The sequence below is a fragment of the Stenotrophomonas sp. 28608_Sma genome, from assembly GCF_056486185.1.
Genome location: NZ_CM151308.1, coordinates 2,682,062 through 2,705,610, shown reverse-complemented (window position 1 = coordinate 2,705,610; position 23,549 = coordinate 2,682,062). Strand labels below are relative to the sequence as shown.

Below are 23,549 nucleotides of genomic sequence, written 5' to 3'. Positions count from 1 at the left end.
CATCACCACGGATCGACCATGCGCCATCCCATCTTCCTTGTCGTACTGCTGCTGGCGGCCGCCGACGTGCGCGCCCAGCAGGACGATCTTCGCCGCGTGCTCGAACAGGGCACCGACCTGCGCCACCAGCAGCAGGACCAGCAGCGCCTGCAGCAGGCCGAGTCGGAGCGTCCGACCATCACCATCGACGGCCAGACCCTGCGCGTGGAGCGCACGGTCGATGATCTGGGCCAGGCGCTGTACCTGTCGCTGCAGCATCAGCAATGGGGCGCCGCGCAACGCTTCCTGGATGAATACATCGAACTGCCTGGCCACGACCCGTTGCTGCGCCACTATGCGCAGGGCGGCCTGGCGCGGGTGGCCGGCAATCACCATCGCGCGGCAAACGAGTACGAGGCGCTGCTGGAGGCACAGCCGGATTTCCTGCCGGCCCGCCTTGAACTTGCGCGCGTCTACGCCGAGGACCAGCGCGATCGCGATGCGGTAGCGTTGTTCACGGCAATCGCGGATGGCATCAGTGCCGATGACCCCGCCACCGCAGGTGTACGCGGACGGGTGGACGCCTATCTGGCTGCGCTGCAGGCGCGCCCGCGCTGGAAAGGCGCGCTGTCCGCCGGCCCGGCATGGAGTGACAACATCAACCGCAGTTCGGCCAGCCGCACCTGCCTGTTCGGGGTAGGCGACACCTGCATCATCCAGCGCAATCTTCCCGATGCCCAGCGCGCCATGGGCCTGGACTACGACGGTAACCTCGAACATCGCTGGGCCCTGAAGGGCCACCATGGCGTGTACGTGCGTGGCCTCGCATTCGGCCAGGCATGGCGCGGGCACAGCGCCTACAACGAGCTCAATGCCAACGTGCAGGCGGGTTACAGCTGGCGTAGCGCACGGCATACCCTGCAGATCGCCCCCAGCTATGACTATCAGGGCCTCGGCAACCGGGCCCTGCAAGGCGGCAGCGGGCTGCATGGCGAATGGCAATATGCGCTGGACGCGCGCAGCCTGCTCAAGCTGGAGGCCGACTGGAAGCGCCAGCGCTATCGCCAGCGTGGCCTGGCCAGCAATTACGACGGTGAGCTGGCCGCGGTGTATGCCACCTGGTTCCGTGCGCTCAACCCGCGCTGGACCCTCTTTGCCGGGCTGGACCTGAGTGACAGCAGCGCCGCCAACCCAGCCAACGGCTATCGCCAGCGCGGCGTGCGGCTGGGTGCGGCGCGGCAATGGAGTGGCACCACCGCCACCGTATTCGTTTCGTTGCGCGAGTGCGACTACGACGCGTGGAGTCCGTTGCTGGAGGCGCGGCGTGAGGACAGCGAACAGAACCTGATCGCCATCGTGCGCAGCGAGCGCCTTGCCGTGGCCGGGCTGGTACCCAGCCTGAGCCTGCGCTACGCGCGCATCGACAGCAACGTTGGCTGGCTGTACAGCCACGACCGCAGTCTGCTCAGCCTGAAATGGGAGCGGGCCTTCTGAACACGCCGCTGCAATGCCGCGGTGAACGGGCCGTGGCCGCGATCTTCATCCATCATCACGCGCTCTTGTAGCCCGGTTCGCGCATCCTGCGGGCGTTGCGGCAGAGCTGGGCCGCGTGTATCGAGGAGCGCCGGTCGTGCTGGAAGCGGGCAACAAACCAGAGGGCCTGAAAGGGCTGCGTGTACTGGTGGCGGAGGATGAATTCGCCATCGCGATGTTCCTGGTCGACTATCTGGAGCTGAAAGGCGCACAGGTGGTGGGGCCGGCCGGTGACCTGCAGGCGCTGGGGCAACTGGTCGATACCCATCCCATCGATGTGGCATTGCTGGACATCAACCTGGGCGGTGAGCAGGTCTATCCGCTGGCCGATCGGCTGGCCGAGGCGGGTACGCCCTTTCTGCTGACCTCCGGTTACGACGACAACCTGCCCAGCCGCTTCGCCAGCGCGCCGCGCTGTACCAAGCCTTATCACATCGAAACCCTGGTGCAGCAGCTGGCCGGGCTGGTGGCGGCGCCGCAGGTCTCTGCGGGCATCGCCTGATTGCGCGGCATGTCGCGCCGTCCTGAAGGCATCCACGCTGCCAAGCTGCGTGGCTCGATGCCACCTGCGCCGCGCCTGCATGCGCGCCACGATGGCATGGCCGCGCGCATCGCCCGCCACGACTGGTCGTCCACGCCATTGGGTGCCTGTGAGCAGTGGCCGCCCCACCTGCGCGCCACTGTCGACCTGATGCTGGCCCATGGCTTCCCGATGATCGTGCTGTGGGGCGAGCAGCTGGTGCAGCTCTACAACGATGGTTATGCCGAGATCCTGGCCGACAAGCATCCCGGCGGGCTCGGCCAGCCGACCCGCGAGTGCTGGCCCGAGGTGTGGCATATCAACGGGCCGATCTACCAGCGCGTCTGGCAGGGCGAAACCATCACTTACGAGGACAAGCTCTATCCTCTGGCGCGCCGAGGGCGGTTGGAGGACGTCTGGTTCACCATTACCTACAGCCCGATCCGTGGCGAGGAGGGACGCATCAACGGCGTGTTGGTGACCATGTTCGAGACCACAGCGGCACATGTGGCCCAATTGGCACGCGAGCGCGAAGAGCAGAAGCGGCGGGAGGCGGACCGGCGCCTGGCATTGGCCTTCAAGGTGCTGCCGGTAGGTGTCTGCATTGTCGACACCGAGGGGCGCTTGCAGCTGTCCAACGACCAGATGCGTGCCTACCTGCCCAGCGGCAAGGTGCCTTCCACGGATGAGGTGAACCTGCATCGATGGCGCGGGTGGCATGCGGACGGTAACGCCATCGAGGCGCACGACTTCGCCATCGCCCGCGCAATGCGCGGCGAGACCGTGGTGCCGGGGCTGGAGTTCCAGTACCTGCATGATGATGGCCGCGCGCGCTGGACCCGGGTCGCTGCCGCGCCCCTGCGCGATGGCGACGGTGAGGTCAGCGGGGTATTTGCCATCGCGGTGGACATCGACGACCTCAAGCGTGCCACTGAGCGTCAATCGGTATTGCTGGCCGAACTGCAGCACCGGGTGCGCAACATCATGTCGACCATCCATGCCATTGCCTGGCGGACCCGCGAGTCGGTCAGCAGTGTGGATGAATACGCTGAACGGTTGTGCGGGCGACTGATGTCGCTGGCACGCACGCAGAGCCTGCTGACCCGTGGTGCCAATGCCGGCGTCTGCCTGCGTGGCATGCTCGACGAGGAGATCGCTGCGCAGACGCCTGCAGCGGCCGCCTACCGCCTGCAGGGCGAGGACGTGCTGCTGCCGCCGAAAGCAGCCGAAGTACTGTCCCTGGCGATCCACGAATTAGCGACCAACGCGCTGAGGCATGGCGCGCTCACCCATGAGGATGGCCGGATCGAGGTCACCTGGGATCTGCAGGTTCAGGCCGGCCAGCCATGGCTGGGCCTGCACTGGTGCGAGCGTCATGCCGAGGTGGAGGACTGGGAGCTGCCCCGCCAGCGCGGCCTGGGCCGGGCGCTGATCGAGCAGCGCGTGCCGTACGAGCTGGCTGGCAGCGGGGAGCTGCGCTTTGGCCCGCAAGGCCTGGATGCCTGGATCCGCTTCCCGCTGCGGGAGCGCGACAGCCTGCTGCAGACCGATGCGCCGGGCGCGGCGGCGGAGGGTTCCGTCAGGTAATGGTCCATTTATCCCCAATTGGGCCAAATTGGGCATAATGGCCTCAACTATCCCCGTCTGGAGCCGTGCCATGACCCTGCCGCTGGATCTGCCAGGCCTTGAGAAGGCCCCGGCCTCGTCGGTGAAGACCCGGGGCTGGCCGAGCCTGATGCGCACCGTGCGCGAGAAGCAGGCACTGGTCATCACCAACCACAATCATCCGGAAGCGGTGATCGTGGATATCCGCACGTACCAGGAGCTGCTGGCCAAGGCCGCCGGCGGTGACGCCGGTGAGCGCAGTGAAGAACTGCTGCGCCTGCGCGGTGAGTTCGACCAGACCCTGGCCAGCCTGCAGCGCGGTGAGGGGCTGGGCAAGGTGCTGGGCCAGCCGATCCGCCGTGGCCGCAAGGTCACCCTCGGCCGTCCGCTCTGAACGATGGGGCGGATCCTGGTGCTGGCCGGCGTCAATGGCGCCGGCAAAAGTTCGCTGTTGGGTACCTGGCTGGAAGCCGAAGGACTGAGCTGGTTCAACCCCGATTCGTTCACCCGCCGCTTGGTCGAGGCTGGCTGGCCGCTGCCCGAAGCCAATGCCGAGGCCTGGCAGGAAGGCACCCGCCGCCTGCGCCAGGCCATGGCCGATGGCACGGACTTCGCCTTCGAAACAACGCTGGGTGGCAACACCATTCCGCGCCTGCTGCGCGAGGCCTGCGAGCACCATCACGTCGCGATCTGGTTCTGTGGCCTGGCCACGGTCGAGCTGCACATCGCCCGCGTGGCGGCGCGGGTAGAGGCCGGTGGCCACGATATTCCGGTGGAAAAGATCCACGCCCGCTTCGATTCGGCGCGCGAGAACCTGTTGGACCTGCTGCCGCACCTGGCTGAGCTGCATGTCTACGACAACAGCGCGCCGGCCGACGCAGAAGGCTGCGCCGCGCCCCTCCCGGTGCTGGCGATGGAGCGCGGCCAGCTGCAGTACCCGGTCTCGGTGGCCGAACTGCTGCACACGCCGGACTGGGCCAAACCGATCGTGATGCGTGCGATGGAGTTGGACACCCCGCAGTAGATCCACGCCATGTGTGGATGTCTTTCACGCATCGCGCGAAACCGCGCCGTGCACGACCGGGCGCCACCGGAGCTGCGGTTAGACTGACCGCACACTCATGGAGGACGACATGCACGGACCTGCGACGTTCCGCTCCACTTCGATCTGTCTGGTGCTTGCTGCGCTGGCGCTGTCCAGCCTGACGGCGACGGCCGCGCCTGCCGCGTCCAAGCGGGTGGCGCCGCCGCCCAGCCTGGTACAGGCCTACCACGCCGCCGAAGCCAACCTGCGGCTGATTCCCGGCGACGACATTGAATCCGATTTCCGTCCGGTGTGGACCGCTGTTGCCGACCTCGATGGCGATGGCCGTGCCGAGGTCGTGTACTTCTATACGTCCACCTACACCGGCGGCAGCTTCGCGCAACGCAATGTGGTGGCGGTGATGACGGCGCTGACGGCAAACGATCCGCGCGGTCAGGAGAACCCGAACAGCCTGTCGCCGGTGGAAGCAGAGGACTATGCCGCCATCCGCCAGTATGGCTATGGTGACGACGCGGTTGAACAGATTCCAGGCGCCATCCGCGCGATCCGCATCCAGGGTGATCGCATCATTGTCGATTTCACCGTCAGTGCCGGGGCGACGGTCTGCGAATGGAAGAGCCCGAACCGCCACGTCTGTCCGCCGGACGGAAACTACACCTGGACGCTGCGTTGGACGCCGGGGAAGCTGACCCGCATCAAGAAATAGCGCCAGGTAGCGCCGGGCGCATCCGCCCGGCGCTACAGGCCCCATGTAGATCCAGGCCATGCGTGTGGCATTTCGCGGCGAGCCTCAGGCCGGCTTCACCTGCTCGGGCTCAGCAACGTCCGGCAGCGGCGGCAGGCTCGGGTCCACCGTGACCGGCACATCGCTCTTCAACAGCGCCGCAGCTTCCCTGTCGCTGCCGACGGCCGGCGGTGAACCACGCAACGGCAGGCCGGCGGTTTCCTTCACGAACAGCATCGTGATCAGGCCGACCACCGCCGCGCCCATCAGGTAGTAGGCCGGCACCAGCGGGTCGCCGGTACGTTCCACCAGCCACGCGGTCACCAGCGGCGTGGTGCCACCGAACAACGATACCGAGACGTTGAAGGCGATCGACAGCGCGCTGTAGCGCACCGGGGTATAGAACAGCGCCGGCAGCGTGGACGGCATCGAACTGGTGAAGCACACCAGCGCCAGGCCCAGCAGCATCAGGCCAAGGAAGATCATCCAGTCGTTGCCGCTGCCGACCAGCAGCAGGCATGGAATCGCCAGTACCAGCAGCGCGATGCAGGCGCCGATGATCATCGGGCGGCGGCCCAGCCTGTCACTGAACAACCCGCCGACAATGTTCAACGGCATCATCACCAGCATCACGATGATGATCAGCAGCAGGCCCTTGCTCTCGGCGTAGCCCATGGTCACGCTGAGGTAGCTGGGCATGTAGGTCAACAGCATGTAGTCGGTGACGTTGAACACCAGCACCAGGCCCATGCACACCAGCAGCTGGCGGCCGTGCACCTGGAACAGCGCGCCAAGCCCGGGCCGATCATGTTCGCGCTTCTCGGCTTCCTCGGCGAAGGCGCGGAATGCCGGGGTCTCTTCCAGCTTCATGCGCATGTACAGGCCGAGAAGGCCCAGCGGGCCGGCCACCAGGAATGGAATGCGCCAGCCCCAGTCCAGCATCTGTTCGCTGCTCAACAGCATGTGCAGCGCGGTCACGGTACCGGCGCCGGCGATGTAGCCGCCCAGCGTACCGAACTCCAGCCAGCTGCCCATCAGGCCGCGGTTGCGGTCGGTGGAATACTCGGCGATGAAGGTGGCCGCACCGCCGTACTCGCCGCCGGTGGAAAAGCCCTGCACCACACGCGCCAGCAGCAACAGCACCGGTGCCCAGATGCCGATCCGCTCGTAGGAAGGAATCAGGCCGATCGCAAAGGTACCCAGCGCCATCAGGATCATGGTGAACGCCAGCACCTTCTGGCGCCCATAGCGGTCGCCGAGCGGGCCGAACACCAGGCCGCCGAGTGGACGCACCAGGAATGCCACGGTGAAGGTGGCGAAGGCCGCGATCACCTGTGCGGTGGGATTGCTCGACGGGAAGAACACCTGGCCGATGGTGACGGCCAGATAGCCGTAGACACCGAAGTCGAACCACTCCATGGCATTGCCGAGTGCAGCGGCACCGACGGCACGCTTGAGCATGGGCTTGTCGACGACGGTGATCTCATCGACCTTCAGGTGGCGGCGGCGTTTGAACCAGCCGAAGTGGGCATGGGAATCGGGCGTGTCCTGCATAGGGGCTCCCTTGTAGGTATGGAATAGGGGAATGGGTGCTGTGGTGTGTCCCGGAAATCGGAAACGGCGATGCAGGCGCAAGTGGCGCAGGGGCATCGGAAGGCGGCGTGGGGGCCGGGGAATGTGTGCAGGCGCAACGCCACGCGCACGGCAAAGCACCGCCGCAACGGCGGAAACGCAGCAACGGGCTCACAACGGCCGCGCAGTTGGCAGCCGCGTGTCACATCAGCGTGTGGGGAAGGCAGGCCGTGGGCCTGCGGGCGTCATCCGCCGGGATCCAGCGCAAGGCGATGGAAATGCAGGGCGGGAGCATTCGTGGCAAGCGAAGCGCCGGTCGGCAGTGCTTTCCACGTAACAGGTGCGCCCGTCACGTAGTGGGTCGTGTCGATCATCCGTTCATCATAACGGCACCGGCGTGAGCGTGCAGCGAAGCGGGCTGATCTGCACGCTGTGTTCCACGTCGCCTGTTCAGAAGGCTCAGGCCGACTTCGCCAGCAAACCGAACACCGTGCAGGCCATCGCCAAGGCGCCCGGCAGTGCCAGTTTCCGCGTGACCAGTGCGGCGCCGATCATCGTGAGCACCGAGAGCATGATGGCCAGGGCGAAGAACGGTTGGCCCTGCAGGAACTGGTGGATGCAGCCGGCGCAGCCGGCAATGGCCAGGCTGGTGGCGAAGCAGACGTGGAACAGTGAGCCAGCGTGCACAGCGGTTCCTCGCGATGATGGAGGCCATAGCGGCAGGCCTCCGGGTAAATTTAGGGCGGATTTCAGATTGCGATGACGGAATCACATCCTGTACGCGCTCTGGTGACATCGGCGTGCATAAGGTGGAGCGCACACCCACTTTTTGGATTGATGGAGGATGCAATGGCGCGGACGATTCCCGAAGGAACGCTGATCGTGGTTGCCGACGGTGGTTCGGCGCGGGTGTTCACCAACGTGGGCAGCAACCATCAGTTGACCCTGAAGCAGGAGGGCGAGCTGCGCCTGCAGGACATCAGTGAGCAGGGCGTGTCCGGGCAGGGGCCTGCGGGTGCAGTGCCGAAGGACATGTCGGTCTCGCAGCTCAACGAGGCGACGTTCGCCAAGCAGGTGGCCGAACAGCTCAATGAGGATGCCTTGAAGAACCGCTATGCGCACCTGGTGCTGATCGCCGACCCGACCACGCTGGGTCGCATTCGTCCGCTGCTGCACAAGGAGGTCCAGGCGCGATTGCTCGGGGATATTGCCAAGGATCTGACCAACGCGCCGCTGGAAGACATCCAGAAGGCACTGGCGGCGTAGCGCTCATGCCGTTCATGTGTGATCACCTTCCGAACGAGCCCACCTTTGCGGGGGTGGCGGCGCAGGCTGGGTGGCAGGTGCTGGAGTTCGGTGCGCCCTGGTGCGGTCATTGCCAGGCCGCGCAGCCCGCGTTGCAGGTCTTCGTCGAAGCGAACGATCTGCCGCATTGGAAGATCGAGGATGGCAAGGGAAGGCCATTGGGGCGAGCGTTCAAGGTGAAGCTGTGGCCGACAGTGGTGCTGCTGCGCGATGGAGAAGAGGTCGCGCGGGTGGTGAGGCCGCTGGACAGTGCGGACCTCATGTCGTTGCAGAGCGCGCTTCCCGGTTGATGATTGAACCCGGCGCGGGACACCGGGCAGTCGCACTGCAGCATGCGGCGTGACAGGCCCAGTGCTAGCATCCGGCTACCACCTGAATCGATCCAAACGCCGATGCCCACGCTGAACCGTCGTCTCCTGATTGCTGTCGCCGCCACGGCAATGCTCGCTTCCGGCCTGGCGTCGGCCGCTCCCGCCAAAACCGCCGCCGACAAGGCCTACGCCTCGGTCGACCCGTTCATTGGTACTGGAGGTGAAGGCCACACCTACCCGGGTGCCACAGTGCCGTTCGGCATGGTCCAGCTCAGCCCGGACACACGCATCCAACCACGCGAAAAGGCCTATGGCTGGGCAGCCGGCTATCGCTACGACGACAGCAGCATCGTCGGCTTCTCGCACACGCATTTTTCCGGCACCGGTCATTCGGACCTCGGCGACATCCTGCTGATGCCGTTCACCGGCAATCCCGGCCTGGAGCGCGGTGATCCGGAAAAGCCACGCAGCGGCTACGCCTCGCGTTTCCGCCACGACGACGAGAAGGCCGAGCCGGGCTACTACGCAGTCACCCTGGATGACTACAAGGTGCGCGCGGAGCTGACCACCAGTGCGCGCGTGGGCGTGCACCGCTATGCCTTCCCCAAGGGCACCGATGCCAAGGTGCTGCTGGACATGCGCACCAGCATGTACGACTACCCGGGCAAGGTGCTGTGGTCGCGGGTTCGGGTGCGCGCCGATGGCACGGTGACCGGCTTCCGCGAAACCCGTGGTTGGGCGCCGGGCCGCCAGCTGTATTTCGCGATGCGTTTCTCGCGGCCGCTTTCCGGGCATGAGCTGCACAACACCGAGCAGGACATTGTCTACAAGGGCTTCCCGCCGCCGGGCGAGAAGGATCCAGCGCAGCGGGCGCAGATCGAAGGCCGTCAGCTGGTCGGTACCTTCGCATTCGGCAAGCTGGACGCACCGCTGGTGGTCAAGGTTGCGATCTCGCCGGTCAGTGAAGCCGGTGCCATCGCCAATCTCGACGCGGAAGTGGCGGACTTCGATTTTGACCGCATTCGCGCGCAGGCAAAGCAGGAATGGACGCAGGCGCTGTCGGTGCTGGATATCGAAGCGCCGGAACATGCGCGACGCAGCGCCTATACCGCGCTGTACCACACGATGCTGGGGCCGACGCTGTTCATGGATGCCGATGGCCAGTACCGCGGTTCGGACAACGCGGTGCACCAGGCCAAGGGCTACACCAACTACTCCACGTTCTCGCTGTGGGATACCTACCGCGCGCAGCATCCGCTGCTGACGCTGGTGCAGCCGGAGAAGCGCAACAGCGACTTCGTCAATTCGATGCTGGCCCACCATGAGCACAGCCCGTACGGCATGCTGCCGGTGTGGTCATTCCATGGCCTGGAAGACTGGTGCATGATCGGCTACCACGCCGTGCCGGTGATCGCCGACGCCTACGTGAAGGGCATTCGTGGCTTCGACGCCGACAAGGCGCTGAAGGCGATGGTCGAGACCGCCAACTACGGGCCCTACGACGGCATCGCGCAGTACCGCGAGCTGGGCTATGTGCCGATCGACGAGGAAGGCGAAGCGGCCAGCAAGACACTGGAGTACGCCTTCGACGACTGGACCATCGCGCGCATGGCACAGGCGATGGGCAAGACCGATGTTGCGGCCACCTTCGACAAGCGCGCCGGCAACTGGCGCAACGCCTTCGACAAGGACACCGGCTTCATGCGCGCACGCAAGCGCGATGGCAGCTTCCGCACGCCATTCGACCCCAGCGCCAGTGGATACGGCACCGACTACACCGAGGGCAATGCCTGGCAGTACTCATGGTACGTGCCGCAGGATGTGGCCGGTCTGGCGGCAGCGCACGGTGGCAGCGACAAGCTGCTCGCGCGCCTGGACGAGGTGTTCAACGCCAAGGTCGATCCGTCCATCTTCGAGCACATGGAAGACATCACCGGGCTGATCGGCTGGTATGCACATGGCAACGAACCCAGCCACCATGTGGCCTACCTGTACTCGTACGCCGGCCAGCCGTGGCGCGCCCAGGCGCGCCTGAAGCAGATCATGGACACCCAGTACGCCGACCGTCCGGATGGTCTGGCCGGCAACGATGACGTCGGCCAGATGTCGGCGTGGTATGTGTTCACCGCGCTGGGCTTCTACCCGGTGGCGCCGGGCTCGGGTGAGTACATCCTCGGCCGCCCGTTCCTGCCGAAGACCGTGATGCGCCTGCCGAACGGCAAGACGTTCACCATCGTGGCCGATGGGCTGGATGACAAGCACAGCTATGTGGGCAATGTGAGCCTCAACGGCAAGCCATTGCAGCGCACCTTCCTGCGCCACGACGAGATCCTGGCCGGTGGCGAGCTGCGCTTCAGCATGCAGGCCGAGCCGAACAGGGACTGGCCGGGGCAGGGCGCGCAGGCGCCGTATTCGATGAGCCGATGATGATGGGTAGGCGCCAACCAAGGTTGGCATCTACCGGGATCCGCCGGCTGGGGTGCTTTTGGTAGGTGCCAACCAAGGTTGGCGTCTACCGGAATCCGCAGGCTGGGTGCTTTTGGTAGGTGCCAACCTTGGTTGGCATGCGGGACGTCAACAGCGCCCACCAAGGTGGGCGTCTACCGGGATCCGCCGGAGGGGTGCTTTGGGTAGGTGCCAACCTCGGTTGGCACGCGGGAGGTCAACGGCGCCCACCAAGGTGGGCGTCTACCGGAATCCGCCGGCTGGGGTGCTTTTGGTAGGTGCCAACCTTGGTTGGCATGCGGGACGTCAACAGCGCCCACCAAGGTGGGCGTCTACCGGGATCCGCCGGAGGGGTGCCTTTGGTAGGTGCCAACCTTGGTTGGCACGAGGAGCATCAACGGCGCCAACCAAGGTTGGCATCTACCGGGGCCCGCCGGCTGGGGTGCCTTTGGTAGGTGCCAACCTTGGTTGGCACGCGGAGCATCAACGGCGCCAACCAAGGTTGGCATCTACCGGGGCCCGCCGGCTGGGGTGCCTTTGGTAGGTGCCAACCTTGGTTGGCACGCGGGAGGACAACGGCGCCCACCAAGGTGGGCGTCTACCGGAATCCGCCGGCCGAGGCGCCTTTGGTAGGTGCCAACCTCGGTTGGCACGCGGGAGGACAACGGCGCCCACCAAGGTGGGCGTCTACCGGAATCCGCCGGCTGGGGTGCTTTTGGCAGGTGCCAACCTTGGTTGGCACGCGCGAGGTCAACGGCGCCCACCAAGGTGGGCGTCTACCGGAATCCGCCGGCTGGGGTGCTTTTGGTAGGTGCCAACCTCGGTTGGCCCACGGGACGTCAACAGCGCCCACCAAGGCGGGCGACTACCGGATGGCGTGACCGGGTAGGTGCCAACCTTGGTTGGCACGCAGGACGTCAGCGGGATCGAAACCGCATCCCCACCCGCGCGCCACCGATCGGGGCGGTATCGATCACCAGCGCCGCATCATGCCGCTGCGCGATCTCGGCCACGATCGCCAGTCCCAGCCCGCAGCCATCGCCTTCGCTGCTGGCCCGGTAGAAGCGTTCCGTGACGCGCGTGCGCTCGGCTTCGGCAATGCCGGCGCCATCATCGTCCACCCATACCTGTACGCCTTCGGTCTCCTGCCGAAGGCCGAGGGTGATCACACCTGGTAGGGAACCGTAGCGCAGCGCGTTGTCCAGCAGGTTGCCCAACGCCTCGCGCAGCAGCTGCGGATCGCCCTGTACCTGCACGCCGTCGTCGGGCCCGTCATAACCCAGGTCCACGCCTGCAGCCAATGCACGGTCCGCATAGCGCTCCACCACGCTACGCGCCAACGCGGCCAGGTCCACTGGCTGCAGCGGCAGTGCGCTGCCATGTGGATCTTCGGAGCGGCTGAGCATCAGCAGCTGGTTGACCAGATGCTGCAAGCGGGCCAACCCGGCCAGCGTGCCGGACAACGCCAGCTGCTGGGCCTGCGGATCATGCTGGCGCAATGAGCTCTCCAGCTCCACCTGCATGGCCGCCAACGGTGTGCGCAGTTGATGTGCGGCGTTGCTGACGAAGCGCCGCTGCGCATCCTGCATCGCGTCCAGGCGCTGCAGCAGGGCGTTGTAGGCCTCAACCGCCGGCCACAGTTCGCGCGGTGCCTCCTGCGCCGGGTCCAGCGGCGCCAATGGATCCGGCCGCGGGCTGGCCAGCTTCCGTGCGACCAGGTTCGCGTGGCGTGCGGCGGCGCCGGTGCCGGACCAGGCCAGCCACGCCGCCAGTGCCAGGATCGCGGCCTGGAACGGAACGCTGGTCAGCAGCAGCTTGCGTTCCAGCCGGTGACGCTTGCGCAATGTCTCGGCCACGCGCAACCGGATGTCATGGCCCTGCCCGGCGCTGACCACCACTTCGACCATGCGCACCGGCTGCCCACGCAGGCGGGCATCGTAGTAGACCGCATCGTCATCCGCGGCAGCGCTCGCCGGGCGCGGCAATGCTTCGGGCAGGTCGCCATACAGGCGCCCGCCTGCAGCGTCGACCACCTCGCCATGCACTTCGTCGGCGGTGTCCCAGGTGAACATGCGCGATACGGCCGGGGTGATCTCGATCGAGGCGCGGCCATCCCGCACTGTCACCAGCTCGGACAACGACATCGCCGAGTCCAGCAGCCAGCGGTCGTAGACCTGGCCGGCGTAGAAGCGCGCCAGCGCGAACGAACCTACTGCGCTGCACAGCAGCAGCACCAGCAGCGGCAGCCACAGGCGTCGCAGCAGCAGGCCGCGCAGGCTGTGCACGCGCTCAGTCACCCACGGCCTCCAGCCGGTAGCCAAGGCCACGCAACATGCGGATGCCGACGCCGGCGCGCGCCTGTTCCAGCTTGCGGCGCAGGCGGCTGACATGCACCTCGATCACCGACAGGTTGGCCTCGTGGTCCCAGCTGTACAACGCATCGAACAACCGCTGCTTGGTGACGGTGCGGCCCGGATGCTGCATCAGCGCTTCGACCAGAGACAGCTCGCGTGCGGTCAGCTCGATGCGCTGGCCTTCCACCTGCACTTCATTGCGGATGCTGTCGAAGCACAGCCGGCCGAGTCGCTTCTGTGCCGGCGCGTCGCTGCGGCGGCGTGACAGCGCACGCAGGCGGGCTTCCAGCTCACCCAGTGCGAACGGCTTGGCCAGGTAATCATCGCCACCGCGGTCCAGGCCAAGAATGCGGTCCTCCACACCATCGCGTGCGGTCAGGATCAGCACCGGCAGGGTGACGCCGTCGTTGCGCAGGCGCGAGAGCAGGTCCAGGCCATCGACGTCGGGCAATGAAAGGTCGAGCACCATCACGTCATACGGTGCGCTGGCCAGTGCAGCCGGCGCGTGCAGCCCACGCGAAAGGTGGTCGCACAGATGGCCGGCACCCTGCAGGGCGCGGATCAGTCCATCGGCCAGGGCGGCATCGTCTTCGATCAGCAGGATTCGCATTGCAAGCTTCGTGCAAGGTTGGGGCAAGTTTGGCGCAAGTGCGTCACCTTACCGTGACGTGCATGAATTTCTCCCCTCGTCTTGCGGTCGTGCTGGCCGCCCTTTCGTGCGCGCCTGTGGCTTCGGCGCTATCCCTGGCGGATGCGCAACGTGCAATGGAAGCGCACAACCCGGACCTGCGCGCGGCGGCACTGGAGCTGCGCGGGGTGCAGGGCGATGCGCAGACAGCGGCACTGCGCCCGGCCACCGAGCTGTCGATCGGTAGCAGCAAGATCAGCCCCAAGCACGGCATCGGCCCGGGGCGCTGGCAGGACAAGCGGGTGGACAGCACGCTGGGCCTGGGCTGGACCTGGGAGCGCGGCGGCAAGCGCGCATTGCGCATCCGCCAGGCGGAGGCGCTGCTGGAAGTGGCCGGGCTGGACATGCTCGATACCCGGCGCCGCCAGCAGGTGGCACTGCATGAAGCCTATTTCGGCCTGAAGGGCGCGCAGGAGCGGGCGCAGATTGCCGACGCCAACCGCCAGAGTTCGGTCGAACAGATGGCGGCGGCCGACAAGCAGGTCGCCAGCGGGGCGATGGCGCCGGTCGACCGCGCGCGACTGGCGGTGGACGACCTGGCGGTGGCCGACGCGGCGCGCGAGGCGGCCCTGGATCTGCGCGATGCGCGGCATGCGCTGGGCCTGCTGCTCGGCAGCGATGACAGCCGCGACCTCAGTGCCGATGACCCCTGGCCGGATGCCAGCAGCGTGGCCGATGTGCGCGCGTTCGATCCGCAGCAGCGCGCCGATCTGCGTGCGGCGCGTTCGCGCCTGGCCGCCGCCGACGCGGGCGTGGCACTGGCGCGTAGCGAGCGCCATCGCGACATCCAGCTGGGCGTGGAGGCGGAGCGCGAGCCCACCGACATCAGCGGTGTCACGTGGGGCGTGTCGTTGACCATTCCACTGGGCGGCCCGTCGCGCGCACGCGGTGCGATCCAGCGTGCCGAGGCCGACCGCGACAGCGCCGCGCTGGAATTGCAGGTGCTGCAGCGCGAAGCACGCGCCGAGCTTGACCAGCTGCAGGCCAGCGCGCAGTCCGCCGCACAGCGCCGCAGCGACTACGAGGGGCTGCAGTCCGACGCTGCACGCAAGGCGGTGGAGGGCATCGAACTGGCCTATCGCCGTGGCGCCGCCAGCCTGACCGATCTGCTCGACGCGCGCCGCAGCTGGCGCGATTTCGAGGCTGCGCTGATCGAAGCGCGTGCCGACCATGCCATTGCCCTGGCGCGCTGGGAAGCGGCCACATCCGTTGCTGAAGGAGAGTCCCGATGAAGTCCACCGTCGCCCATCGCCTGCGGGCGCGACACGCCCTGCTGCCGGCCTTGCTGGCGCTGGCCCTGCTGGGCGGCTGCGGCCGCGAGCCGGCGTCCTATGCGGAGGATGCGCCCCAGGTCAGTGCCGGCCAGATCCAGTTTCCCGCCGACAGCCGCCAGCTGGACGTGCTGCGCAGCGAGGCGGTGACCGCCGGCGCCAGCGCCAGCCTGCAGCTGCCGGGCCGGGTGGTCTGGGACGAGACGCGCTCCAGCGCGCTGCGCACGCCGCTGGCGGGGCAGGTGGCGCGCATCGAGGCGCAGCCGGGGCAGAAAGTGAAGGCCGGCCAGGTGATCGCCTGGATCACCTCGCCCGAGTTCGGCCAGGCGCAGGCGGAGGGCGTGCGTGGCCGCGCCGAGCTGCAGCAGGCGCGCAAGGCGCTGGACCGTACCCGCGAACTGCATGCCGCGGGCGTGGCGTCCGGCCGTGAGCTGGATGAAGCCGAGGCCAACTTCGCCGGCAGCCAGGCCGATCATGCGCGCGCCACCGCCTTCGCCAGGGCCTATGGCAATGGCCAGCACGTCGACCAGCGCCTGCCGCTGCGCGCGCCCATCGATGGCGTGCTGGTGGAGCGGCGGATGAGCCCGGGCATGTCGGTCAGCCCGGACAGTGAACAACCCTTGGCGGTGATCGGCGATCCGGACCGCCTGTGGCTGTTGCTGGACATTCCCGAAAGCCTGGCCGGACGTTTGAAGGCCGGCATGCAGGTGAGCGTGCCGGGTGCAGATGGCCAGCCGCTGCAGGCGACCCTGCAGCATGTGGATGACTTCGTCGACAGCGAACGCCGCGTGGTGCAGGCGCGCGCCGAGCTGGACAATCGCGCACGCGGCTTCAAGGCGGGACAGTATGTGCGCGCCCAGGTGGCGTTGCCGGCCGAGGGCGGTGTCTCGCTGCCTGATGCCGCGGTGCTGCTGATCGATGGGAAGCAGGTGGTGTTCGTGGAAGAAGGCAAGGGCCGCTTCGTGCGCCATGCCGTGCACGCGGAGGAGCTGGGTGACGGCCGTCTGTGGGTACGTGAGGGCCTGCCCGTGGGTAGCAGGGTGGTGGTCGAAGGCGGCCTGCTGCTGCAGCAGCTGGTCGACAGTGCGCCGGCAGCGGCCAGCACCGGCACGGGGCATGCCGCGCCATGATCGATCGCCTGATTGCCTATTGCCTGCGCCAGCCGCTGATGGTGATGCTGGCGTTGCTGTTGTTCATCGGCGCTGGCATCGCCGCGTTCCGCGTGCTGCCGGTGGAGGCCTTCCCGGATGTGTCCGACACCCAGGTGACGGTGGTGTCGCTGCACCCGGGCCGTGCCGCCGAAGAGGTGGAGCGCGAAGTGACGATGCCGCTGGAAGTGGCGCTGTCCGGCATCCCGCATTCGGTGCGGGTGTTCTCGCATACCCAGTTTGGCCTGTCGATGATCATCCTGACCTTCGACGACAAGGCCGATGACTATTTCGCGCGCCAGCAGGTGCTGGAGCGCCTGCAGGGCGTGGAGCTGCCGGAAGGCGTGACGCCGGAACTGGAGGCGATGAGCTCGGCGGTGGGCGAGATCTACCGGTACGTGCTCAAGGGCCCGCACCTGACACCGACCCAACTGCGCACCGTGCAGGAATGGACGATGGAACGCAGCCTGCGCACCGTGCCCGGCGTGGCTGATGTGATCAGTTTCGGCGGCTTCGCGCGCACCTTCCAGGTCAAGCCGGACCTGGACAAGCTGCGCGACCGCGGGATCAGCCTCGGTGAGTTCGCCGAGGCGCTGGAAAAGGGCAGCTCGAACGCCGGCGGCGGCTACGTGGAGCGCGGCCAGCAGCAGTTCCTGATCCGCGGCGTGGGCCTGATGCGTTCGCCGGCCGACATCGGCAACGTGGTGGTGGCGCAGCGTGGTGGCACGCCGATCCTGGTACGCGACCTGGCCAGCATTGCCGATACCGGCCTGCCACGGCAGGGCCTGGTCGGCCAGGACGACAATGACGATGCGGTGTTCGGCATGGTGCTGATGCGCAAGGGCGAGAATCCGTCCGACGTGCTCGACGCCCTGCATGCGCGCATTGCCGAGATCCAGGCGAACCAGCTGCCGGCCGGGGTCAGCATCGAGCCGTTCTACGACCGCTCGTGGCTGGTGTCGACCACGCTGAAGACCGTCTTCCGCAACCTGCTGGAAGGCGCGGTACTGGTGTTCCTGGTGCTGTGGCTGTTCCTGTACAACGCCCGCGCGGCGCTGATCGTGGCGGCGATGATGCCGCTGGCGCTGCTGTCGACCTTCCTCGGCCTGCACCTGTGGGGCGTACCGGCCAACCTGCTGTCGTTGGGCGCGATGGACTTCGGCATCATCATCGATGGCGCGGTGATCGTGACCGAGCACATCGTCTCGCGATTGTCGAAGCTGCCACCCACGGCTGATCGGAAGACGCGGTTCTCGACCATTCTGTCGGCCGCATCGGAAGTGGGCCGCCCGACGTTCTTCTCGATGCTGATCATCATCGCCGCGCACATTCCGATCTTCACCCTGCAGCGCCAGGAAGGCCGCATGTTCGCGCCGATGGCGTACTCGGTGACCTCGGCGTTGATCGGTGCGTTGATCCTGGCACTGACCGTGGTGCCGCTGTTCTGCTACTGGTGGCTGCGGCGTGACCGCATGCGCGACGGCAACCCGCTGATGGACCGCCTGACCGGCTGGTACCGGCCGATCCTGGAGCGGGCACTGGCCCGCCCGCGTGCGGTGGTGCTGACCGCGGTCGCGCTGCTGGTCGGCACGCTGGCACTGGGTACCCGCCTGGGTTCGGAGTTCCTGCCCGAGCTGGATGAAGGATCGATCTGGCTGACCGCCACACTCGACCCCAGCACCAGCCTGGCCGAAGCACAGCAGCAGTCGCGGCGCATCCGTGAGCTGGTCGGCACCTTCCCGCAGGTGTCGACGGTGGTGGCCAAGCTGGGGCGGCCGGAAGACGGCTCCGATGCCAAGGGCGCCAACCAGATCGAAGCGCTGGTGGCGTTGAAGCCGGAGAAGGAATGGCCGAAGGGCGTGGACAAGCGGCAGCTGGTGAGCGACCTGCAGCGCACGCTGGAGCAGCGCATTCCGGGGCCGGAATTCTCGATCTCGCAGCCGGTGCGCGACAACATCCTGGAGAGCATCTCGCAGATCAAGGGCCAGGTGGTGATCAAGGTCAGTGGCTCGGATCTGGACGTGCTGAACCAGCACGCGCAGGCGATCCTGGGCCAGGTGCGTGGCGTGGAGGGCGTGGAGAGTGCCTTCATTGACCGCGACGGCTCCTTGCCGCAGCTGCAGATCGAGATCGACCGCGATCGCGCCGCGCGCTATGGCCTGAACGTGCGCGACATCGACGAGGTGATCGAGACCGCACTGGGCGGGCGCCAGGTCGGCGAGCTGTGGGAGGGCGACCGCAAGTTCCCGATCACCCTGCGCCTGGACGATGCCGATCGTGACCTGCAGCGGCTGCGCACGGTACCGGTGGGCATCGGCGATGGCCACACCGTGACGCTGTCCGACGTGGCCGACTTCCGCATGGCCAGCGGCGCGATCAACATCTCGCGCGAGAATGCGCAGCGGGTGAAGGCGGTGAGCATCTTCATTGCCGGGCGTGACATGGGCAGCGTGGTGGCCGACATGCGCAAGCGCGTGGATGCCAGCGTGCAGCTGCCGGAAGGCTATCGGCTGGAGTGGTCCGGCGAGTTCGAGAACCAGCAGCGTGCGATGAAGCGGCTGGGCTGGGTGATTCCGCTGTCGGTGCTGATCATCTTCGTGCTGCTGTTCGACGCCTTCAAGGACATCAGCAGCGCCGCATTGATCCTGGCCAACGTGCCCCTGGCGATGATCGGCGGCATCCTGGCCCTGTGGCTGACCGGCATTCCGCTGTCGGTGTCGGCGGCGATCGGCTTCATTGCATTGTTCGGGCAAGCGGTGCTGAACGGCGTGGTGATGCTCAGTCGCTTCGCGCAGCTGCGCGAGCAGGGCATGGACCTGCTGCAGTCGGTGGTGCAGGGCTCGCTGCAGCGCCTGCGTACGGTGCTGATGACCGCGCTGCTGGCGATGTTCGGCCTGCTGCCGATGGCGACCTCGCATGCGATCGGTGCCGAGACCCAGAAGCCGCTGGCGGTGGTGGTGATCGGCGGCCTGCTGTCGGCGATGCTGCTGACACTGCTGGTACTGCCGACGCTGTATTACTGGGTGCACCGGCGCCGCGAGGCACGCGCCGGATGATCGGCACGGTAGATCCACGCCACGCGCAGATGCGACCCGGTCGCCAGGCATGGCCCGGTAGGTGCCCACCTGGGTGGGCACGCGGCGACGCGCCCACCAAGGTGGTCGACTTCCTACACCATCCCGCCATTGGCGCGCAGCACCTGGCCATTGATCCACCTGCCATCGGCACCGGCCAGGAAGGCTACCGCACCGGCGATGTCCTCCGGCGTACCCAGCCGCTCCAGGGGGTTCATCTTCGCCAACCGCTCGATCAGCTCGGGTGACTTGCCCTCCAGGAACAGATCGGTGGCCGTCGGGCCCGGTGCCACTGCATTGACGGTGATGTTGCGCCCACGCAGTTCCTTGCTGAGGATCGCGCCCATCGTTTCCACGGCTGCCTTGCTGGCGGCATACACGCTGTAGTTCTCCAGCCGGATGCCGACCACGCTGGTGGACAGGCTGATCAGGCGGCCGCCGTCGCGCACCCGTCGCGCACTTTCGCGCAGCACGTTGAAGGCGCCCTTCAGGTTGATCCCGATCACCCGTTCGAACAGGGCATCGTCGCTGTCGGCCAGCGGCGCCAGCTGCAGCACGCCGGCACTGTTGACCACCACGTCGATGCCGCCGAAACGGGCCTCGATGGCGTCGAACAGCTGGCGCACCGCCTGCGGGTCGGCCACATCGGCCTGCAGGGCAACGGCCTGCGCGCCGGCGGCGTTGAGCTCGGCGGCCAATGCCTCGGCATCATCGCGGCGGCCGGCATAGTTGATCACCACGGCGTGGCCATCGGCGGCGAGCCGGCGCGAAATGGCGGCACCGATGCCGCGGGAGCCGCCGGTGACCAGGGCGACAGAGCGGGTGGGGGAGAGGGTCATGGTCGGTTCCAGCAGGGCGCGCCGGAGTGGCGCAGGGCCATCTTCGCGACATTGTCTTTTCGGATAATCCTGCATAATCCGTCAACATCATCCGGATCACCGAACAATGGACCGCTTCACGGCCATGCGCGCCTTCGTCCGTATCGTCGAGCGCCGCAGCTTCACCCAGGCTTCCGAGGACCTGGGCCTGCCGCGGGCCACGGTGACCGACGCGATCAAGGCGCTGGAGCATCGGCTGGGCGTGCGCCTGCTGCACCGGACCACGCGGCTGGTGGTGCCGACGCTGGAAGGCGAGGCCTTCTATGGCCGTTGCCTGCGCCTGATCGCCGACATGGACGACGCTGAAGCCGCGTTCCGTGACGTGCCGCCACGCGGTCCGCTGCGCATCGAGGTACACGGCACGCTGGGCCGGCATCTGTTGTTTCCGCATCTGCCGGACTTCCTGCAGCATTACCCCGAGATCGAACTGGAGGTCAGCGAAGGCGACCGCTATGTCGACCTGCTGCGCGAAGGCGTGGATGCGGCGTTGCGGGTGGGGACGCTGGCCGACAGCGATCTGGCGGCGCGCCGGTTGACCATGCTGCGGGAAGTTACGGTGGCCGCACCGGGTTATGTGCAGGCGCACGGCGTGCCCGAGACCATCGAATCGCTGGAGCAAGGCCACCAGATGGTCGGCTATCGCTCCAGCGCCACCGGCCAGCTGATTCCGCTTGAGTTCCAGCAGGGTGGGCAGGTGCGCTATGTGCCGCTGCCCGCGCGGGTGAGGGTTTCCGGCGCGGACGCATTCCTTGGTGCCGCCTTGGCGGGTCTCGGCATCATCCAGGCACCGCGCTACCGGATGGACCCCTACATCGCGCGCGGGCAGCTGGTCGAGCTGTTGCCGGACGCGCCGCCGACACCGAGTCCACTGAGCCTGGTCTACCCCCGCAACCGCACACCGTCGCCGCGGCTGCGGGTGTTCATCGACTGGGTGGCCGGGGTGTTCGACCCGATGAGGTAGTGCCGGCCGCTGGCCGGCAACTGCAACACGCGTGATGTGCCAAGGTTGCCGGCCAGCGGCCGGCACTACCGGGCTGATGCGCTTGGCAGCACCAGCTCGAACACGGTGCCGGTTTCATCGGAGGCCACGCTTACCGTTCCGCCATGCGCCTGTGCAATCGCACGGGTGATCGCCAGGCCCAGTCCTGCACCTTCGTGGCGGCCACGCTCGCCGCGATAGAAGCGATCGAACAGGCGCGGCAGTGCTGCTTCGGCAATCGGCGGGCCGAGATTGTGCACGCTGACCCTGCACACGCCATCGCCCTCGACCAGCTGCACCCGCACCTCGCTGCCCACGGCTGCGTGCTTCAACGCGTTGGACAGCAGATTAGCGATCGCCCGGTGCAGCATCAGACGGTTGCCTTCCACGCTCGCCACGCCGTCGCGGCGCAGGGTCAAGTGTCGGTCCTCGGCCAGCAGGTCATAGAACTCAAGCAGCGAATCCACCACCCCATCCAGTGCCACCGGCTCGCGCGAAGGCAGTGCGCCCGGCGCCTCGGCCTGCGCCAGATACAGCAGGTCACCCACGGTCTGCGCCAACTGCTGTAGTTCTTCGGCACACGACGCCAGCGTCTCGCGGTAGGCCTCGTTGCTGCGCGGGTGGGCCAGCACCACCTGTACCTGGGTCAGCATGTTGGTGATCGGCGTGCGCAGCTCATGGGCCAGATCACCAGAGAACTCGGTCAGACGCGCGAAGTCCTGCTGCAGGCGCGCCAGCATGCCGTTGAGCGTCTGTGCCAGCTGTTCCAGTTCGGCCGGCGCCGTGCGTGCGCTCAGACGCCGCTGCAATCGACCGGCGGTGATCTGCCGGGCTTCATCGGCCAACGTGCGCAGCGGTCGCAGCGTGCGTCGCACTACGTAGCCGCCGAGCAGGCTGCTGGCCACGGCGGCGCCGATGATGGCGATCGCCAGAAGATGGCGGAAGCGCTGCAGGAAATCGGCATGGCGGTCGTCATCGATGGCCAGCAGGGTGACCAGCTGGCTGCCGTCGGCCAGGGTCTGCCGCAGGTGCAGGGCATGCATGCAGCGACCATCGTCGAGAATCCAGTCGTGCCGCCGTGGCGTGGCGTCGATGGGCTGGCTGCGTGCGTGCTCGCGCAGCAGTGCAGGTGCGGTCGAGAACAGCACGGCTCCGTGGCCATCGACAATGTGGAAGGCGATATCGGGATGATGGCTGAGCGCCTCTGCCAACCGCGGGCCGCGTGCGGCGGCGGGCCCATTGCCAGCAAGATCGCGGATCAACGCAACCTTGTTCTCCAACTCGGTGAAATCCTGTGCGACCAGATCGTGACGGGCACTGACGTAGATCGCCACGCCCAGTGCCGCCAGCACCAGCGTGGCCACGGTGGCGAACAGCAGCGTCAGCCGCACCGCGATGGAGCGGCGCAGGCTCATCCGTTGCGCGCGGCGCCGTCGTCCGGCGCCTCCAGTACATAGCCCATGCCGCGCACGGTAATGATCAGCTTGTCGGCGAAATCATCGTCGATCTTGGCGCGCAAGCGGCGGATCGCCACATCGATGACATTGGTGTCGCTGTCGAAGTTCATGTCCCACACCTGCGAGGCGATCAGCGAGCGCGGCAGCACTTCGCCACGGCGGCGTGCCAGCAGCTCCAGCAGGGTGTACTCCTTCTGGCTGAGGGAGATGCGCTGGCCGCCACGCTCCACCCGGCGGCGCTGGGTATCCACCACCAGATCGGCGATGACGATGCGTTCGGCCTGCGGCACCGCCTGGCCCCGGCGCAGCAGGATACGCACGCGCGCCAGCAGCTCGGCGAAGGCGAACGGCTTGCCCAGGTAGTCGTCGGCGCCCAGCTCCAGGCCCTGCACGCGGTCGGCGATGCTGCTGCGCGCGGTCAGGAACAGTACCGGCACCTGCCAGCCGGCCTCGCGCAGCCGCGACAGCACATTCCAGCCATCCAGACCGGGCAGCATCACATCGAGAATGACCAGCTGGTACTCGCCGCTACCGGCCAGGTGCAGCCCGTCGACGCCGTTGCAGGCGAGATCGACCACGTAGCCGGCCTCGATCAGGCCCTGGCGCAGGTAGTTGCCGGTCTTGGGTTCGTCTTCGACGATCAGCAGTTTCATGGTGCGCC

General features: G+C 67.1%; 21 protein-coding genes. 13 read left to right on the top strand and 8 right to left on the bottom strand.

The window, feature by feature from the left end; genetic code table 11:
- Positions 1-18: 18 nt before the first annotated feature.
- The 6 genes from ACZLHH_RS12735 (at position 19) to ACZLHH_RS12710 (ending at position 5,388) form a co-directional block, all read left to right on the top strand.
- Positions 19-1,473, top strand: a complete 1,455-nt coding sequence (locus tag ACZLHH_RS12735) for a surface lipoprotein assembly modifier (RefSeq protein ID WP_180844438.1) — start codon at positions 19-21, stop codon at positions 1,471-1,473.
- Positions 1,474-1,609: 136 nt separating this feature from the next.
- Positions 1,610-2,014: a response regulator gene (locus tag ACZLHH_RS12730; protein ID WP_019337750.1), complete on the top strand. Its 405-nt coding sequence runs from the start codon at positions 1,610-1,612 to the stop codon at positions 2,012-2,014.
- A gap of 9 nt (positions 2,015-2,023) precedes the next feature.
- Positions 2,024-3,619: a sensor histidine kinase gene (locus ACZLHH_RS12725; protein ID WP_107433688.1), complete on the top strand. Its 1,596-nt coding sequence runs from the start codon at positions 2,024-2,026 to the stop codon at positions 3,617-3,619.
- Between the two features lie 70 nt (positions 3,620-3,689).
- Positions 3,690-4,031 (top strand): type II toxin-antitoxin system prevent-host-death family antitoxin, encoded by a 342-nt coding sequence (locus ACZLHH_RS12720; protein WP_005413623.1) that lies wholly within the window; start codon positions 3,690-3,692, stop codon positions 4,029-4,031.
- A gap of 3 nt (positions 4,032-4,034) precedes the next feature.
- Positions 4,035-4,661: an ATPase gene (locus ACZLHH_RS12715; protein ID WP_132810239.1), complete on the top strand. Its 627-nt coding sequence runs from the start codon at positions 4,035-4,037 to the stop codon at positions 4,659-4,661.
- Positions 4,662-4,770: 109 nt separating this feature from the next.
- Positions 4,771-5,388, top strand: a complete 618-nt coding sequence (locus tag ACZLHH_RS12710) for a hypothetical protein (RefSeq protein ID WP_125893630.1) — start codon at positions 4,771-4,773, stop codon at positions 5,386-5,388.
- 84 nt (positions 5,389-5,472) lie between these two features.
- On the opposite strand, the gene proP is transcribed toward ACZLHH_RS12710, so the two are convergent.
- The 3 genes from proP to ACZLHH_RS12695 all read right to left on the bottom strand — a co-directional run bounded on the left by proP (position 5,473) and on the right by ACZLHH_RS12695 (position 7,665).
- Positions 5,473-6,960 (bottom strand): glycine betaine/L-proline transporter ProP, encoded by a 1,488-nt coding sequence (gene proP, locus ACZLHH_RS12705; protein WP_049399749.1) that lies wholly within the window; start codon positions 6,958-6,960, stop codon positions 5,473-5,475.
- Between the two features lie 263 nt (positions 6,961-7,223).
- Positions 7,224-7,352 carry a hypothetical protein gene (locus tag ACZLHH_RS12700; protein ID WP_258014053.1) on the bottom strand — a complete coding sequence of 43 codons (129 nt, stop codon included), beginning with the start codon at positions 7,350-7,352 and terminating at the stop codon, positions 7,224-7,226.
- Between the two features lie 85 nt (positions 7,353-7,437).
- A complete protein-coding gene (locus ACZLHH_RS12695) occupies positions 7,438-7,665 on the bottom strand; it encodes a hypothetical protein (RefSeq protein WP_049462507.1) in 228 nt (75 codons plus the stop codon).
- A gap of 162 nt (positions 7,666-7,827) precedes the next feature.
- On the opposite strand from ACZLHH_RS12695, the gene ACZLHH_RS12690 reads away from it, so the two are divergent.
- The 3 genes from ACZLHH_RS12690 to ACZLHH_RS12680 all read left to right on the top strand — a co-directional run bounded on the left by ACZLHH_RS12690 (position 7,828) and on the right by ACZLHH_RS12680 (position 11,021).
- Complete coding sequence (locus ACZLHH_RS12690) at positions 7,828-8,244, top strand: baeRF12 domain-containing protein (RefSeq protein WP_019337746.1); 417 nt, start codon at positions 7,828-7,830, stop codon at positions 8,242-8,244.
- Between the two features lie 5 nt (positions 8,245-8,249).
- The gene (locus ACZLHH_RS12685; protein WP_180844440.1) at positions 8,250-8,573 is read left to right on the top strand and encodes a thioredoxin family protein; all 324 of its coding nucleotides are present in this window, start codon (positions 8,250-8,252) and stop codon (positions 8,571-8,573) included.
- A 102-nt stretch (positions 8,574-8,675) separates the two neighbouring features.
- A complete protein-coding gene (locus ACZLHH_RS12680; RefSeq protein ID WP_197573200.1) occupies positions 8,676-11,021 on the top strand; it encodes a GH92 family glycosyl hydrolase in 2,346 nt (781 codons plus the stop codon).
- A 935-nt stretch (positions 11,022-11,956) separates the two neighbouring features.
- Here ACZLHH_RS12680 and ACZLHH_RS12675 read toward each other — a convergent pair.
- Both ACZLHH_RS12675 and ACZLHH_RS12670 read right to left on the bottom strand, forming a co-directional pair.
- Positions 11,957-13,336 (bottom strand): sensor histidine kinase, encoded by a 1,380-nt coding sequence (locus tag ACZLHH_RS12675; RefSeq protein WP_180844442.1) that lies wholly within the window; start codon positions 13,334-13,336, stop codon positions 11,957-11,959.
- Positions 13,329-14,003, bottom strand: a complete 675-nt coding sequence (locus tag ACZLHH_RS12670; RefSeq protein ID WP_180844443.1) for a response regulator — start codon at positions 14,001-14,003, stop codon at positions 13,329-13,331. Before ACZLHH_RS12670 ends, ACZLHH_RS12675 begins: the two co-directional genes overlap by 8 nt.
- 62 nt (positions 14,004-14,065) lie before the next feature.
- Here ACZLHH_RS12670 and ACZLHH_RS12665 point away from each other — a divergent pair, with 62 nt between their 5' ends.
- The 3 genes from ACZLHH_RS12665 to ACZLHH_RS12655 are packed head-to-tail and all read left to right on the top strand — an operon-like array spanning position 14,066 to position 19,556.
- The gene (locus tag ACZLHH_RS12665; RefSeq protein WP_180844444.1) at positions 14,066-15,313 is read left to right on the top strand and encodes a TolC family protein; all 1,248 of its coding nucleotides are present in this window, start codon (positions 14,066-14,068) and stop codon (positions 15,311-15,313) included.
- The gene (locus ACZLHH_RS12660; protein ID WP_180844445.1) at positions 15,310-16,482 is read left to right on the top strand and encodes an efflux RND transporter periplasmic adaptor subunit; all 1,173 of its coding nucleotides are present in this window, start codon (positions 15,310-15,312) and stop codon (positions 16,480-16,482) included. The genes ACZLHH_RS12665 and ACZLHH_RS12660 overlap by 4 nt, the downstream gene beginning before the upstream one ends.
- Complete coding sequence (locus tag ACZLHH_RS12655; RefSeq protein WP_180844446.1) at positions 16,479-19,556, top strand: efflux RND transporter permease subunit; 3,078 nt, start codon at positions 16,479-16,481, stop codon at positions 19,554-19,556. Before ACZLHH_RS12660 ends, ACZLHH_RS12655 begins: the two co-directional genes overlap by 4 nt.
- Positions 19,557-19,669: 113 nt before the next feature.
- Here ACZLHH_RS12655 and ACZLHH_RS12650 read toward each other — a convergent pair whose 3' ends face one another.
- The gene (locus ACZLHH_RS12650; RefSeq protein ID WP_180844447.1) at positions 19,670-20,413 is read right to left on the bottom strand and encodes an SDR family oxidoreductase; all 744 of its coding nucleotides are present in this window, start codon (positions 20,411-20,413) and stop codon (positions 19,670-19,672) included.
- Between the two features lie 106 nt (positions 20,414-20,519).
- Here ACZLHH_RS12650 and ACZLHH_RS12645 point away from each other — a divergent pair, with 106 nt between their 5' ends.
- Positions 20,520-21,413 (top strand): LysR family transcriptional regulator, encoded by an 894-nt coding sequence (locus ACZLHH_RS12645; RefSeq protein ID WP_180844448.1) that lies wholly within the window; start codon positions 20,520-20,522, stop codon positions 21,411-21,413.
- A 65-nt stretch (positions 21,414-21,478) separates the two neighbouring features.
- On the opposite strand, the gene ACZLHH_RS12640 is transcribed toward ACZLHH_RS12645, so the two are convergent.
- Both ACZLHH_RS12640 and ACZLHH_RS12635 read right to left on the bottom strand, forming a co-directional pair.
- The gene (locus ACZLHH_RS12640; protein WP_180845254.1) at positions 21,479-22,846 is read right to left on the bottom strand and encodes a heavy metal sensor histidine kinase; all 1,368 of its coding nucleotides are present in this window, start codon (positions 22,844-22,846) and stop codon (positions 21,479-21,481) included.
- Positions 22,843-23,541 carry a heavy metal response regulator transcription factor gene (locus ACZLHH_RS12635; protein WP_180845255.1) on the bottom strand — a complete coding sequence of 233 codons (699 nt, stop codon included), beginning with the start codon at positions 23,539-23,541 and terminating at the stop codon, positions 22,843-22,845. Before ACZLHH_RS12635 ends, ACZLHH_RS12640 begins: the two co-directional genes overlap by 4 nt.
- Between the last annotated feature and the right edge of the window lie 8 nt (positions 23,542-23,549).

Coding starts and splice junctions, on each gene's coding strand:
- ACZLHH_RS12735 (WP_180844438.1), top strand. CDS start 19: ATGCGCCATCCCATCTTCCTTGTCGTACTGCTGCTGGCGGCCGCCGAC.
- ACZLHH_RS12725 (WP_107433688.1), top strand. CDS start 2,024: ATGTCGCGCCGTCCTGAAGGCATCCACGCTGCCAAGCTGCGTGGCTCG.
- ACZLHH_RS12720 (WP_005413623.1), top strand. CDS start 3,690: ATGACCCTGCCGCTGGATCTGCCAGGCCTTGAGAAGGCCCCGGCCTCG.
- ACZLHH_RS12715 (WP_132810239.1), top strand. CDS start 4,035: ATGGGGCGGATCCTGGTGCTGGCCGGCGTCAATGGCGCCGGCAAAAGT.
- ACZLHH_RS12710 (WP_125893630.1), top strand. CDS start 4,771: ATGCACGGACCTGCGACGTTCCGCTCCACTTCGATCTGTCTGGTGCTT.
- proP (WP_049399749.1), bottom strand. CDS start 6,960: ATGCAGGACACGCCCGATTCCCATGCCCACTTCGGCTGGTTCAAACGC.
- ACZLHH_RS12700 (WP_258014053.1), bottom strand. CDS start 7,352: ATGATCGACACGACCCACTACGTGACGGGCGCACCTGTTACGTGGAAA.
- ACZLHH_RS12690 (WP_019337746.1), top strand. CDS start 7,828: ATGGCGCGGACGATTCCCGAAGGAACGCTGATCGTGGTTGCCGACGGT.
- ACZLHH_RS12685 (WP_180844440.1), top strand. CDS start 8,250: ATGCCGTTCATGTGTGATCACCTTCCGAACGAGCCCACCTTTGCGGGG.
- ACZLHH_RS12680 (WP_197573200.1), top strand. CDS start 8,676: ATGCCCACGCTGAACCGTCGTCTCCTGATTGCTGTCGCCGCCACGGCA.
- ACZLHH_RS12670 (WP_180844443.1), bottom strand. CDS start 14,003: ATGCGAATCCTGCTGATCGAAGACGATGCCGCCCTGGCCGATGGACTG.
- ACZLHH_RS12665 (WP_180844444.1), top strand. CDS start 14,066: ATGAATTTCTCCCCTCGTCTTGCGGTCGTGCTGGCCGCCCTTTCGTGC.
- ACZLHH_RS12660 (WP_180844445.1), top strand. CDS start 15,310: ATGAAGTCCACCGTCGCCCATCGCCTGCGGGCGCGACACGCCCTGCTG.
- ACZLHH_RS12655 (WP_180844446.1), top strand. CDS start 16,479: ATGATCGATCGCCTGATTGCCTATTGCCTGCGCCAGCCGCTGATGGTG.
- ACZLHH_RS12650 (WP_180844447.1), bottom strand. CDS start 20,413: ATGACCCTCTCCCCCACCCGCTCTGTCGCCCTGGTCACCGGCGGCTCC.
- ACZLHH_RS12645 (WP_180844448.1), top strand. CDS start 20,520: ATGGACCGCTTCACGGCCATGCGCGCCTTCGTCCGTATCGTCGAGCGC.
- ACZLHH_RS12640 (WP_180845254.1), bottom strand. CDS start 22,846: ATGAGCCTGCGCCGCTCCATCGCGGTGCGGCTGACGCTGCTGTTCGCC.
- ACZLHH_RS12635 (WP_180845255.1), bottom strand. CDS start 23,541: ATGAAACTGCTGATCGTCGAAGACGAACCCAAGACCGGCAACTACCTG.